This is a genomic window from Burkholderia sp. Bp9015 (assembly GCF_003853505.1).
GTDB lineage: Bacteria > Pseudomonadota > Gammaproteobacteria > Burkholderiales > Burkholderiaceae > Burkholderia.
In genome coordinates this window covers 161696-174640 of the sequence record NZ_QTPZ01000012.1, presented here as the reverse complement: position 1 = coordinate 174640, position 12945 = coordinate 161696, and the positions used below count along the sequence as shown (strand labels likewise).

The 12945-nt window shown below is 67.3% G+C and carries 10 protein-coding genes; 3 read left to right on the top strand and 7 right to left on the bottom strand.

Going from position 1 to position 12945, the window contains the following annotated elements; all coding sequences use genetic code 11:
* Positions 1-473: 473 nt before the first annotated feature.
* Positions 474-2114 carry an L-lactate permease gene (locus DIE12_RS15585; RefSeq protein WP_124486726.1) on the top strand — a complete coding sequence of 547 codons (1641 nt, stop codon included), beginning with the start codon at positions 474-476 and terminating at the stop codon, positions 2112-2114.
* A 145-nt stretch (positions 2115-2259) separates the two neighbouring features.
* Here the strand turns inward: DIE12_RS15585 and DIE12_RS15580 are convergent, their stop codons facing one another.
* Positions 2260-3168, bottom strand: a complete 909-nt coding sequence (locus tag DIE12_RS15580) for a LysR family transcriptional regulator (RefSeq protein WP_124520576.1) — start codon at positions 3166-3168, stop codon at positions 2260-2262.
* A gap of 229 nt (positions 3169-3397) precedes the next feature.
* Between DIE12_RS15580 and DIE12_RS15575 the strand changes: the two genes are divergently transcribed.
* Both DIE12_RS15575 and DIE12_RS15570 read left to right on the top strand, forming a co-directional pair.
* On the top strand, positions 3398-5569 hold the full coding sequence (locus tag DIE12_RS15575; protein ID WP_124520575.1) for a phosphocholine-specific phospholipase C: 2172 nt from the start codon (positions 3398-3400) through the stop codon (positions 5567-5569).
* A 195-nt stretch (positions 5570-5764) separates the two neighbouring features.
* Positions 5765-6490, top strand: coding sequence for a phosphonate utilization associated transcriptional regulator (locus DIE12_RS15570; RefSeq protein WP_044847361.1), 726 nt, complete (start codon positions 5765-5767; stop codon positions 6488-6490).
* Positions 6491-6680: 190 nt separating this feature from the next.
* Here the strand turns inward: DIE12_RS15570 and DIE12_RS15565 are convergent, their stop codons facing one another.
* The 6 genes from DIE12_RS15565 to DIE12_RS15540 form a co-directional block, all read right to left on the bottom strand.
* On the bottom strand, positions 6681-6878 hold the full coding sequence (locus DIE12_RS15565; RefSeq protein WP_124520574.1) for a hypothetical protein: 198 nt from the start codon (positions 6876-6878) through the stop codon (positions 6681-6683).
* Between the two features lie 7 nt (positions 6879-6885).
* Positions 6886-7110, bottom strand: a complete 225-nt coding sequence (locus DIE12_RS15560) for a hypothetical protein (RefSeq protein WP_124520573.1) — start codon at positions 7108-7110, stop codon at positions 6886-6888.
* 249 nt (positions 7111-7359) lie between these two features.
* Positions 7360-8748: an FAD-dependent oxidoreductase gene (locus DIE12_RS15555; RefSeq protein WP_124520572.1), complete on the bottom strand. Its 1389-nt coding sequence runs from the start codon at positions 8746-8748 to the stop codon at positions 7360-7362.
* Between the two features lie 133 nt (positions 8749-8881).
* The gene (locus tag DIE12_RS15550; protein WP_124486721.1) at positions 8882-10012 is read right to left on the bottom strand and encodes a 2-aminoethylphosphonate--pyruvate transaminase; all 1131 of its coding nucleotides are present in this window, start codon (positions 10010-10012) and stop codon (positions 8882-8884) included.
* A 48-nt stretch (positions 10013-10060) separates the two neighbouring features.
* The gene (locus DIE12_RS15545) at positions 10061-11788 is read right to left on the bottom strand and encodes a putative 2-aminoethylphosphonate ABC transporter permease subunit (RefSeq protein ID WP_124520571.1); all 1728 of its coding nucleotides are present in this window, start codon (positions 11786-11788) and stop codon (positions 10061-10063) included.
* Entirely contained in the window at positions 11785-12876 is a 1092-nt protein-coding gene (locus tag DIE12_RS15540) for a putative 2-aminoethylphosphonate ABC transporter ATP-binding protein (RefSeq protein WP_124520570.1), read from the bottom strand. The genes DIE12_RS15545 and DIE12_RS15540 overlap by 4 nt, the downstream gene beginning before the upstream one ends.
* Positions 12877-12945 lie beyond the last annotated feature (69 nt).

Genomic DNA, 12945 nt, shown 5'->3' with positions numbered 1-12945 from the left:
AACATTGCGCCGGCGGCATGCTGGCGTGCGTGTCAGTGCGGCGCCAGCCGCCGTTCAGCGTGCGGCGGATTCCGTGTGTCGACGCCGCGCGCATCGGGCTTGCCCTCCTTGTGCAAGCGCGATGCGCCTCCTAACCTTTTTTAAGCGACCGATCGGTCGGCGCTGCGGCATGGTTGCATGCGCAAGCGTCGGGTGATCTTCGCCGTCGTGGAACGCACGTTTGATACGGGACAGGAGCAAGCGCTAAAGCGCCAACTCCTGTTGACCGCGAAGCATGGGACAGGAGCAAGCGCTAAAGCGCTAACTCCTGTCGACCGCGAAGCATGGGACAGGAGCAAGCGCTAAAGCGCCAACTCCTGTTGACCGCGAAGCATGGGACAGGAGTAAGCGCTAAAGCGCTAACTCCTGTCGACCGCGAAGCATGGGACAGGAGTAAGCGCTAAAGCGCTAACTCCTGTCGACACGGAGACACGATGAATCCCACCGCAACCCTGCCGCCCGGCATCCTGTTCGCGCAGCCGTTGACGCCCGTCGCCAACTCGCTGTTCCTGTCGTTCCTCGTTGCCGTGATCCCGATCGCGGTCGCGCTGATCGCGCTCGGCGTGCTGCGCCGGCCGGCATGGCAGGCGTCGCTCGCCGGCCTCGTCACCGGCCTCGCGGTCGCGATCGGCGCGTGGGGCATGCCGGCCGGCCTCGCGTTCAACGCGGTCGGCGCCGGCATGGCGCTCGCGGTCGTGCCGGTGATGTGGATCGTGTTCAACGCCTTGCTGCTGTACAACATCGCGGTGAAGTCGGGCCGCTTCGACCAGTTCCGGCAGTGGATGCTCGACCACCTGCCCGACGACCGCCGCCTCGTGCTGCTCGTCGTCGCGTTCTCTTTCGGCTGCCTGCTCGAAGGGATCTCCGGGTTTGGCACGCCGGTCGCGATCACCAGCGCACTCTTGATCGCGCTCGGCTTCCCCGCGCTCGAAGCGCTCACCTACACGCTGCTGTTCAACACGGCGCCAGTCGCGTTCGGCGCGCTCGGCGTGCCGATCACCGTGCTCGGCGCGGTCACGTCGCTGCCGCCCGCGACGCTCGGCGCGATGGTCGGCCGGCAACTGCCGTTCTTCGCGCTGCTGCTGCCGTTCTACGTGGTCGGCGCGTACGGCGGCCTGCGCTCGATCTCGAAACTGTGGCCCGCGCTGCTCGTGTCGGGTGCGAGCTTCGCGATCGCGCAGTTCGTCACGTCGAATTTCCTCGGCTACCAGCTCACCGACGTGCTGTCGTCGCTCACGTCGCTGATCGTCACGATCGGCTTCCTGCAGGTGTGGAAGCCGCAGCCCGATCCGCAATACGCGCTCGCGCGCAGCGTGCCCGCGACGGCCGGCGCCGCGCGCGCGGGCTTCGGCGGCTGGCTGCCGTGGATCGTCGTGTCGGTGGTCGTGATCGTCTGGGTGCACGCGAACATCGCGGCGATCGGCGACGTGAAGATCAAGTGGCCGGGCCTGCACAACGCGGTCTTCGTGTCGCTGTACCACAAGCCGTATGCGGCGATCTGGGACTTCCAGCCGCTCGGCACCGGCACCGCGATCCTCCTGTCGGCGATCATCACGGCCGTGCTGACGCGCACCGGCGCCGGCGCGTTCCTCGAATGCGTGGTCAAGACGTGGCGGCAGACGTGGATCGCGATCATCACGGTGATGATGATCGTCGGGCTTGCGTACCTGCTGAACTACTCGGGAATCAGCTACACGCTCGGCACCGGTGTCGCGTCGACCGGTGCGCTGTTCCCGCTCGTGTCGGCGTCGCTCGGCTGGATCGCGGTGTTCCTGTCCGGCAGCGACACGTCCGGCAACGCGCTGTTCGGCAACCTGCAGGTGGTCGCCGCGCGGCAGCTCGGCCTCGATCCGGTACTGATGGCCGCGACCAACTCGTCGGGTGGCGTGATGGGCAAGATGATCTCGCCGCAGAACATCGCGACGGGCGTCTCGACGACCGACCTGAAGGGGCAGGAAGGCATCGTGTTCGCGCGCACGTTCTGGCACAGCGTGATCCTCACACTGTTGCTCGGCGTGCTCGTGTTCCTGCAGCAGCACGTGCTGACGTGGATGATCCCCGCGCTGCCGAAGTGACGCGCGGCGGGAAGCGGCAAGGAAGGCACGAGGAACACAACGACGGAAGGCGCGGGAACAACGCGGGAACAACGCGGGAAACGCGCCCGGAAAAGCGCCGGGAAGCGCGAAGGGAAAAACGCGAAGCCGACGAACGCGCGGCGGCTCAGCGCGCGTTCACCGGCCGCGTCGCGTGCGTTGCGTCGCGGGTCGCGGACTGCGCCGGTACGATGCACGCGAGGAACGCATCGATCGCCGGGCTTTGGCGGCGCGCCTTCAGGTAGTACACGTATTCGTCGATCGTCGTGTCGACGCCGCGCAGCGCGACGACGCGCAGGTCCGGGTGACGCTCGGCCTCGCCGCGCGGAAACAGGCTTCCGCCCACGCCATGCAGGATCGCCTCGCGGATCGCTTCGCGGCTGCCGATCTCGGCGACCGACGTGGCCGCGACCCCGGCCGCCGCGAGGATCGTCTCCGTGCAGCGACGCGTGACCGACCCTTCCTCGCGAATCAGGAGCCGCACGTCGGCGAGCTGCGCGGCGTCGATCGCGTCGAAGCGTGCGAGCGGATGGTCGCGATGCACGACGAGCACGAGCGGATCGGTCGAGATCACCTTGCGTTCGAGGCCGTCCGCGTCATTGCGCTGCGACGACACCGCGAGGTCGATGCGGAATTCGTGCAGCGCCTGCAGGATTTCCTCGGAATTGCCGATCCGGCACGTGAGCGCGATCGACGGATGCGCGTGCGAGAAGCGGCCGACCGCGTCCATGATGTAGTACGGCCCGGTCGCGCCGATCCGCAGATGGCCTTCGAACAGGCCGCCGACGTTGCGCAGCATGATGTCGGCCTGCGCCTCGAGCGCGATCATCTTCTCGACGAGCGGCAGCAGCTCGATGCCGGTCTCGGTGACCTCGAGCTTGCGGCCGCTGCGATAGAACAGCTCGACGCCGTACAACTGCTCGACCTGCCGGATCTGCGCGGCGATCGTCGGCTGGCTCACGCCCAGGTGGCGCGCGGCGCGCGTGATGCTGCCCTGCCGGACGGTCGCGTGGAACGCCTTCAGCTGATCGAACACGACTCGGCTTCTCCCCCCTCTTCATCGCGCGTCAGCGTAGCGCATGCGTGTGTCGGCCACGTGAAAGGTGCGTCGTGCGCCGCTTCGAAAAAAAGCTGGGGGTGACCGCAAGAAACCTGCTGGAACCGGTCACGGCCGGGACATGCCGGTGCGGAGTAATAGCGGCAACGCACCGACCGCCGGCCCCGCTCGACCGGCGCCACCCTTACCGACCCACAGGATCCTCCTCATGTCCGCCACCAATCGACGCGATTTCCTGCGCCTCGCCGCCCAGTCGGCCGGCGCGATGGCCGCCTACGCCGGCTTCCCGCCGGCGATCCGCAAGGCGCTCGCGATGCCGGCCGCCTATCGCACCGGCACGATCCGCGACGTCGAACACGTCGTGATCTTCATGCAGGAAAACCGCTCGTTCGACCATTACTTCGGCGGGCTGCGCGGCGTGCGCGGCTTCAACGACCCGCGCCCGCACCTGCTGCCGAGCGGCGCGCCGGTGTGGCAGCAGCCGCCGGCGTCGGTGTTCACGAAGAACTACCACTCGCGCGGGCTCGACCCGTCCGCGCCGTACGTGCTGCCGTTCTACCTCGACCCGAAGCAGACGACCGAATTCCAGCCGGGCACCAACCACGGCTGGAGCAGCGGCCACCTGTCCTGGAACAACGGCCAGTGGGACCAGTGGGTGAACCAGAAGCAGGACGTGCTGACGATGGGCTACCTGAAGCGCCAGGACCTCACGTACCACTACGCGCTCGCCGACGCGTTCACGATCTGCGATTCGTACTTCTGCTCCGCGCACGCCGACACGGCGCCGAACCGCATCTACCTGTGGACCGGCACGATCGATTCGCGCAACGTCTACGGCACGCAGCCGAACGGCCCCGGCATCGGCGAGCGCAACAACACGAACGGCTACACGTGGACGACCTACGCGGAACGCCTCGAGAACGCGAAGATCAGCTGGAAGCTGTACCAGGGCGGCACGGGCATCCCGGGCGACCCGACGGACAACTACACCGACAACTCGCTGATGTTCTTCAAGCGCTTCCAGGTGAAGGAAGGCGCGAGCGGCCCGCTGGTCGACAAGGGCGCGTCGGACCACACGCTCGCCGAGCTGAAGGCCGACGTGCAGGCGAACCGGCTGCCGCAGGTGTCGTGGATCGTGTCGCCGTACAAGTACAGCGAACACCCGCAGGCGTCGCCGACCGACGGCGCGTTCTACATCAACATGGTGCTCGAGGCGCTGACGTCGAACCCGGAGGTGTGGGCGAAGACGGTGTTCATCCTCAATTACGACGAAAACGACGGGCTGTTCGACCACGTCGTGCCGCCGGTGCCGCCGGTCAGGAGCGGCGTGGGCGGCCAGGGCATCGTGTCGTCGAACCTGCTGTCGAACCTCGGCGACGAGCTGCTCGACCTGAACAAGTACCCGGGCGAGATGAGCCCGCTCGTGCCGGGTGCGGACCCGGGCGGCATCCAGCCGATCGGCCTCGGGCCGCGCGTGCCGCTGATCATCATCTCGCCCTGGACGAAGGGCGGCTGGGTCTGCTCGGAGACGTTCGACCACACGTCGGTGCTGCGTTTCCTCGAAGCGCGCTTCGGCGTGCAGGAGCCGAACATCAGCGCGTGGCGCCGCTCGGTCTGCGGCGACCTCACGTCGGCATTCGATTTCTCCGCGCGACCCGATACGCGCACGGTGAGCTTCACGGTGCCGCAGCACATCCAGACGGCCGGCCAGGCGTACCAGGTGCCCGCGCAGCAGTCGATGCCGGCGCAGGAGCCCGGCACGCGTCCGGCGCGGGCGCTGCCGTACGAGCTGTTCGTGCATGCCCGCGTGAACGGCCGCGACGACAGCGTGTCGCTCGATTTCGCGAATTCGGGTGACGCGGGCGCCGCATTCTACGTGTACGACCGCCGCAATCCGGCGACGCCGCCGCGCCGTTACGCGGTGTCCTCGCACGACCGCTTCGCCGATACCTGGAGCACGTCGGCCGCGCGCGGCGACTACCATCTCGCCGCCTATGGCCCGAACGGCTATCTGTGCGAATTCCAGGGCAACACGCGGCTGGCCGCGGACGGCCGCCACGCGAACCCGGAAGCGAAGATCGGCTACGACGTGCGCAACCGCCACGTGTACCTGCAGCTGCGCAACAGCGGCGGCGCGGCGTGCCGCGTGGTCGTCGACAACGCGTACAGCCATGCGCATGCGCGCAGCTACACGCTGGAGCCGGGCGAGCGCATCGAGGATCACTTCGAGCTGTCGTCGAGCCACGGCTGGTACGATCTGACGATCACCGCGACCACGCTGCGCGGTGGCGACGACAAGGTCGTGCGCCGCTTCGCGGGCCACGTCGAGACGGGGCGGCCGAGCCAGAGCGACCCGGGGCCGGTGAAGCAGACGGCCTGACGGCGGGCCCGCATCGAGCGGTTCGGCGTGCTCACGCCGGCCGCACGATGCCGCGTGCCGGTTGCATTCCGGCACGCGGAACCGGTTTTTGGAAACTGAAAACTGTTGACAATATATCGGGCCGAGGGTATATAACGATCATTCGCCGACATGGCGCCCTCGTTTTTCTTCCGCAGCGTCGCTGCCTGCCCGACCATGACTGCCCCGAACGCGCTCAACGCCATCGAACTCCTGCAAAGCCAGTCGCTCGCGATGATTGTCCAGGACATGCTCGAGCGCGCGATCGTGTCCGGCGAATATGCGCCGGGCGAGAAGCTCAACGAAGTCGATATCGCGACGAAGCTGAACGTGTCGCGCGGCCCCGTGCGCGAAGCATTCCGCGCGCTCGAGCAGGCCGGGCTGCTGCGCAACGAGAAGAACCGCGGCGTGACGGTGCGCGTCGTGCCGCTGCGCGAGGCCGAAGAGATCTACGAAGTGCGCGCGATGCTCGACGAGTCGGTCGCGCGCGCGCTCGCGAAACGCATTTCGCCCGACACGCTGAAGGTGCTGAAGGGCATCATCCAGTCGATGAAGGATGCCGCGAAGACGCACGACGTCACGCGCTATACCGAGCTGAACGTGCAGTTCCACGACGCGATGGTGGTCGGCGTCGGCAATACGCATCTCACCGACACCTATCGCCGGCTCGTGCGCCAGCTCGGGCTGCTGCGCCAGGCCGCGATCGAGGCCGAGGAGGATGCGATCGCGGTGTCGGCGGCCGAGCACGACAAGATCGTGCAGGCGCTCGCGAGCGGCGACGAGGAGAAGGCGGTCGCACTGGTGCGCGAGCATGTCGCGCACGGCCTCGCGCGGATGCGCCGCACGCACGAGCAGGGGTTGCCTGCGGCGGGGAAGGCGGCGCGGGAGAAAGCCGGCGCGTGAGCGGGTTGCGGCGCGGGTTTCACCGCGCGTCGATGGCGACAGGGCGCTGAACCGATCGGTCAGCGCCTTTTGTTTTTTGCATCGCTGGCGCGGTTACTTGCGGTGCGTGATGTTCGTCGCGCCTGACGGGTTCAGTTCCCGCCGAAGGTGACGAGATCCGAGCCGATGGTGGTGATCGTCGGCGCGTTGATCATTTGCCGCTCCGTTTATCGAAGAGATCGTCCAGAACCCAGCCGGTGCCAGTCTCGCAGCTCACCTGTGTGTAGGCGTAAATTTTTGCGGCGCGATCCGTCAATGGCACGCAGGATTCGCCTTTCTTGATCGTAAAGACGGGCTGGGTTCGATCGTCATTCGGCTCGGCGAAGGCAGGCATGTCTTGAAGCGCCATCCATTTTTCATCTATGTGTTTCGAGCATGCGCTGATCATCACGATGAGTGCGGGCAATAGAAGAAACCGTGTCATTTCTTCGGATGTCGTCGGACGAGTTGATGAGGGAGTCGATGGTATCGCGTTGCATGCCGATTTGTTGGCAATGCAGATAATTCAAGACGCTATCGATGCAACGCCCCGCTTCGAACGTTTTCTGCTCGTACGACTCCATCGAACCCGATAGCGGCATGTTGGAATCGTGGACCCGAAGATATGGATCGTGTGCGGCAGGACGCGTCCTATATTCATGCGGCTATTTGCATGCAGCGCCGCCGGTTCGAGAGAAGACGCCACGCTGGTGATTTGACTTGTTCTATCGAAGGTTTTCGCGTGTTCGCGATCTGGTGAGGTGATACACGCGTTTCGATAAAAATTGGCGATGCCGCAACGTTCACGAGCGCTGTGCGTTACTTGCCCCTTTATTGCATGGCGCCCGCCATCACGCCTTGTCCGCCTTCCCCGCCGCGCTCGCGAACTTCGCGAGCCACGTATCGACCATCGCCGGCCGCCGGCTTTCGTCTTCCGCACGCTCCTTGCGACGAATCGCATTGCGCACCACGTGCGCGCCCACATAGCGGATCGGCTCCGGCGGGAAATGGCCGAGTGGGCCGCGCACGATCGGGCTGCGCGTCCACGCGTTGTCGAGGCCGAGCACCAGCGACGACAGGATCTGCCCGCCCATGTAGGTCGGCCCGACGCCGTTGCCTGAATAGCCGAAGCCGTAGAACACGTTCGGCGCGCCATCGAGGCGGCCGAAGAACGGGAAGCCCGTCACCGAGCGGTCCGACGGGCCGTTCCAGCTCGCGGTGACCGGCACGCCCGCGAGCGACGGGAAGAATTCGCGCAGGCTCTGCGAGAGCTGCGCCTCGTACGGCGAGCGCCGGTCGAACACCGGCGCGATGCGGCTGCGCCACGAGAACGTGTTGCCGCCCTTGCCGAGCATCAGCCGGCCGTCGGCGGTCGTGCGGTAGTAGTACACGAAGATCCGCGAATCGAGCACCGACACGCCGTCGACGAGCCCGGTCCGTTCCAGCAGTTCCGGGCATTTCTCGGTGATGACCATGTCGCTCGACACGACCGCGATCGTGCGCTCGAACTGCGGGAAACGGCTCGCCATCCACGCGTTGATCGCGAACACCAGCTTGCCGGCGCGCACGCTGCCGGACGGCGTCCGAACGACGGCCGGCTGCCCTGGCGTGAAGTCGACGAGCGGCGTGCGCTCGTAGATCCGGATCCCCATCTCGAGCGCGACGCGGCGCAGCCCGCGCACGAGCTTGCCCGGATGCACGGTCGCGGCGATCGGCGAGTACACGCCGTCGAGATTGCGGGCCGAGCCCGAACGGCGCGCGACTTCAGCTGCCGGCAGCGGCTCGTAGCTGTGGATACCGCACGCGGCGAGCGCGTCGAGCACCGGCGCGAGCGTGCCGACCTGCGCGCGCGACGTCGCGGTGTACAGCGTGCCGTCGAGCCGCAGTTCGGCATCGATGCGATGCGTGCGACAGAAGTCGGCGATGTGCTGGACGGCCGCCTCCGACGCCTTCACGAGCCGGATCGCCTCCGCTTCGCCGAACAGGCGCCGCAGCGTCAGGAATTTGGCTGACCACGTGAGCAGGCACCCGCCGTTGCGCCCGCTCGCGCCGGCGCCGCACAGGTCGGCCTCGAGTATCGCGATGTCGAGCGCCGGGTTCTGCTGCTTCGCCTGGATCGCGGTCCAGAGCCCCGTGAAGCCGCCGCCGACGATGCAGACGTCGGCCTCTATCGTGCCCTGCAGCGCGGGGGCGAGATCGCCGTCGTTGAACAGTGCTTGTTCGATCCAGAAGGGTCGCATCGGATGTCGTGCCGGTAAGGGTCGAGAGAATTGCCGTGCCGCACACGGCGGTAAAACGCAAAACGAAAGCGAACCCGCCGCACCGCAACGCACGGCGACCGGCCGCGCGCCGCGGTACGGCGGATGCAGCGCGTCAGGCCGCCGCTTCGGCCGACACGCGCCGCACGCCCATCGCCTTCAGCGTGTCGGCGATCGCGGCGACCGCGCCTGGAATGCCGGCCTCGCCGAAGTGGCCGATGCAGCCGACGCGGAACGTGTCGACCTCGGTCAGCTTGCCCGGATACAGAATGTAGCCGCGCTTTTTGACCTCCTGATAAAACCGCTTGAAGTCGTAGTTCGGATCGTCCGGCGCATGGAACGTGACGATGATCGGTGCCTGGATCGCGGAATCGAGGAACGGCCGGAACCCGAGCGCGCGCATTCCGTCGATCAGCGCGCGCGTGTTGCGCTGGTAGCGGCCGCCGCGCGCGGCGAGCCCGCCTTCGTCGACGTATTGCGCGACGGCCGCATCGAGCGCCGCAACCACGTGCGTGGGCGGCGTGAAGCGCCACTGCGTCGTGCGCTGCATGTAGACCCACTGGTCGTACAGGTCCATCGCGAGCGAATGGCTGTTGCCTTCGCAGCGTTCGAGCGCGGTGCGCTTCGCGATCACGAAGCCGAGCCCCGGCACGCCTTCGAGGCACTTGCCCGACGCGGCGATCACCGCGTCGAACGGCGTCGTGCGCGCATCGATGTCGATCGCGCCGAACGAGCTCATCGCGTCGACGATCAGCCCGCGGCCGTGTTTCGCGACGACCTGCGCGACCTCGTGCAGCGGGTTCAGCACGCCGGCGCCGGTTTCGCAGTGCACGAGCGCGACGTGCGTGATGGTCGGATCGCCGGCGAGCGCGCGCTCGACGTCGGCCGGATCGACGCGGCGGTCCTCGCTGTAGTCGATCGTCGTGAGCTTGCGGCCGAGCACGCGGCAGATCTTCGCGAGGCGCTGGCAGTACGCGCCGTTGTTCGGCACCAGCACGTGGCCGTCGCGCGGCACGAGCGTGCCGATCGCCGCCTCGACCGAGAACGTGCCGCTACCCTGCAGCGGCACGCATTCGTGCGTGCCTTCGCCGTGCACGATCTGCAGCAGCCGTTCGCGCAGCCGTGCGGTGATCGCGTTGAAGTCGCTGTCCCACGAACCCCAGTCGCGCAGCATCGCGTCGCGCGTGCGCTCCGAGGTCGTCAGGGGGCCGGGGGTGAGCAGGATGGGCTGGGTGGCGAGCGTCATGGTGTCTCCTTGGTGAAGTCGGGACGTCACGTGAATGCGGCGAACGGATCAGCGGCGGTGCGGGGTGCGCCAGGCCTGCGTGCGGCGCAACAGGCGGTGCGAGATGCAGGCGAACAGCACGCACGCGAACGACGAGGTCGCGAGCACGAGCGTCGCCATCGCGGCGGCCGGACCCATCTGGCCCGCGTCGTCGAGGTTCAGGATCGCGACGGAGGCGGGCTGCGTGTCCGGCGAGTACAGGAACGCGACGGCGGAGACCGTCGTCATCCCGTTGACGAACAGGTAGCGCGCGATCAGCAGGATCGCGGGCAGGCACACGGGCACGGTCACGCGCAGGAAGGTCTTGTAGAACGGCACCTTCAGCGACGCGGACACGGCCTCGAACTCGCTGTCGATCTGCCGCAGCGCGGTGACGGCGGTCAGGTGGCTCGACGCGTAGTAGTGGACGACCGTGACGATCGCGAGCAGCCACAGCGACCCGTACAGCCCGTTGAGCGGATTGCCGGGCGCGTTGAACAGGAAGATGTAGCTGATGCCGAGCACGAGGCCCGGCACGCCCATCGGCAGGATCGCGCACAGGCTGATGAAGCCGCGCAGCCAGCGTGCGCCGCGGGTCTTCTCGATCAGGTAGGCGCCGCCGAACACGACGATCGTGCCGCCGAGCGCGACGGTCGCGGCCATCCGCAGGCTGTTCTTGTACGCGTCGAAGATGCCGGCGCCGATCAGTCCCATCTCGTAGTGCTGCAGCCCGACGCTCATCTGGTACGGCCAGAACTTCACGAACGACGCGAACACCGAGATGCCGACCACCGCGATGAAGAACGCGCACACCAATGCGCAGTACGCGAGCATCGCGGCGTCGAATCCGCGTGACGGCTTCGGCTGGTACGGCGTCGAGCGCGCGCCGAGCTGCGACTGCTGGCGGCGGCGGATGAAGAAGTCGACACCGAACGCGACCAGCGCCGGGCACAGCAGCATCAGGCTCACGACCGCGCTGCGGTTGAAGTCCTGCAGCCCGATGATCAGCTTGTAGATGTCGGTCGACAGCACGTTGTACGAGCCGCCGATCACGACCGGCACGCCGAAGTCGTTGATGCACATCGTGAAGGCCACCATCGTCGCGCTGATCAGCCCGTACTTCGCGCCCGGCAGCGTGATCGTGAAGAACTTGCGCACGCGGCTCGTGCCCATCGCGTCGGCGGCTTCGTAGAGCCGGCCGTCCGCGAGCGACAGCGCGGTGACGAGGATCATCAGCACGTGCGGAAACGATGCGTACACCATGCTCAGCACGATCCCCGGCAGTCCGTAGATCGAGTGGCCGTGCAGCAGCGGCTTGAGCAGCCCCGCGTTGCCGAACCAGTAGATGAACGACACGGCGGACAGCAGCGTCGGCGCGAGCAGCGGCAGTAGCGCGATCGTGCGTGCTGCGTTCTTCAGCGGCATGCACGAGCGTGTCAGCGCATACGCGAACGTGAACGCCATCGGCACGACGATCATCGTGACGAGCGCGCCGACCGTCAGCGAATGAAGCATCGAGCGCAGCACGCCGCTGTCCTCGAGATACTCGACGAAGTTGTGTGCGCCGACGAAGCGGCCGTCCGTATCGACGAAGCATTTCTGCACGACGAGCGCGAGCGGCAGCAGCAGGAACAGCGACATCAGCGCGGCCATCGCGACGAGCGCGAGCTGTGCGAGGCGGTCGTGCCAGTGCGTGAGCTGCCGCACGTCGGCGGAGGCGGCCGCGCCGCGGCGGCGTTCGGTGAGGACGGCGCTCATTGCAGTCGCTCCTTCGCGCTCGGGAACACGCGGACATGCTCGCGATCGAGCGCGAGGTCGATGCGTGCGCCGGCCTGCACGCCGGTGCGGTCGACGTCGTGATACGACAGGTCGGCGACGACTTCCTGGCCGTCGAGCCCGTCGATCCGGAAGCTCACGCGACAGAACGCGCCGAGGAACTCGAGCTTCTCGACGCGGCCGGCCAGCACGTTGTCGGCCGTCTCGCCCGGAATGCGGATGCGCAGATCCTCGGGCCGCACGTAGACCGACACGGCCGCGCCCTGGGCCGGCCGGTTCGCGCCATGCCGGCAGTCGAAGCCGATGCCGCCCGCGCGCAGCGTGCCGTCCTGCGCGACTTCGGCGGGGATCGTGTTGACGCGGCCGATGAAGTCCGCGACGAACGGCGACGCGGGCTGGCGGTAGATTTCGAGCGGCGTGCCGATCTGCTCGATCACGCCGTGATTCATCACGACGATGCGGTCGGCCATCGACAGCGCCTCTTCCTGGTCGTGCGTGACCATGATCGTCGTCACGCCGAGCCGCTGCTGCAGCGCGCGGATCTCCTGGCGCAGCCGCACGCGCACGCGCGCATCGAGTGCCGACAGCGGCTCGTCGAGCAGCAGCAGGCCGGGCGACGTCGCGAGCGCGCGCGCGAGTGCGATGCGCTGCTGCTGGCCGCCGGACAACTGACCGGGATGCTTGCGATGGCTGTCGGGCAGGCCGACCAGCGCGAGCAGCGTATGCACGCGCTCGTGGATCGCGTCGCGCTTCATCCTGCGGTTCACGAGCCCGTACGCGACGTTGTCGAAGACGGTGAGGTTCGGAAACAGCGCGTACGACTGGAACACGATCCCGTAGTCGCGCAGTTGCGGCGGCAGCCGCGAGATGTCGCGGCCGTCCTGCATGATGTGGCCGGCGCTTTGCGCCTCGAGCCCCGCGATGATCCGCAGCAGCGTGGTTTTCCCGCAGCCGGACGGCCCCAGGAAGCAGATCATCTCGCCCTTCATCACGCTGAGGTTGATGTCGGTGAGGACCTGTGTGTCGTTGTACCGCTTTTCGATGCGTTCTACGCTCAGATAGGGTGCCATGCACGCCTCCACGCTGCGGGCGGCCCGGATGCGGGCCGGATACGACGATCGGAAGGGAGGCGGGGCGGC

Coding starts and splice junctions, on each gene's coding strand:
- DIE12_RS15585 (WP_124486726.1), top strand. CDS start 474: ATGAATCCCACCGCAACCCTGCCGCCCGGCATCCTGTTCGCGCAGCCG.
- DIE12_RS15560 (WP_124520573.1), bottom strand. CDS start 7,110: ATGCCGCTATCGGGTTCGATGGAGTCGTACGAGCAGAAAACGTTCGAA.
- DIE12_RS15565 (WP_124520574.1), bottom strand. CDS start 6,878: ATGGCGCTTCAAGACATGCCTGCCTTCGCCGAGCCGAATGACGATCGA.
- DIE12_RS15570 (WP_044847361.1), top strand. CDS start 5,765: ATGACTGCCCCGAACGCGCTCAACGCCATCGAACTCCTGCAAAGCCAG.
- DIE12_RS15550 (WP_124486721.1), bottom strand. CDS start 10,012: ATGACGCTCGCCACCCAGCCCATCCTGCTCACCCCCGGCCCCCTGACG.
- DIE12_RS15555 (WP_124520572.1), bottom strand. CDS start 8,748: ATGCGACCCTTCTGGATCGAACAAGCACTGTTCAACGACGGCGATCTC.
- DIE12_RS15545 (WP_124520571.1), bottom strand. CDS start 11,788: ATGAGCGCCGTCCTCACCGAACGCCGCCGCGGCGCGGCCGCCTCCGCC.
- DIE12_RS15540 (WP_124520570.1), bottom strand. CDS start 12,876: ATGGCACCCTATCTGAGCGTAGAACGCATCGAAAAGCGGTACAACGAC.
- DIE12_RS15575 (WP_124520575.1), top strand. CDS start 3,398: ATGTCCGCCACCAATCGACGCGATTTCCTGCGCCTCGCCGCCCAGTCG.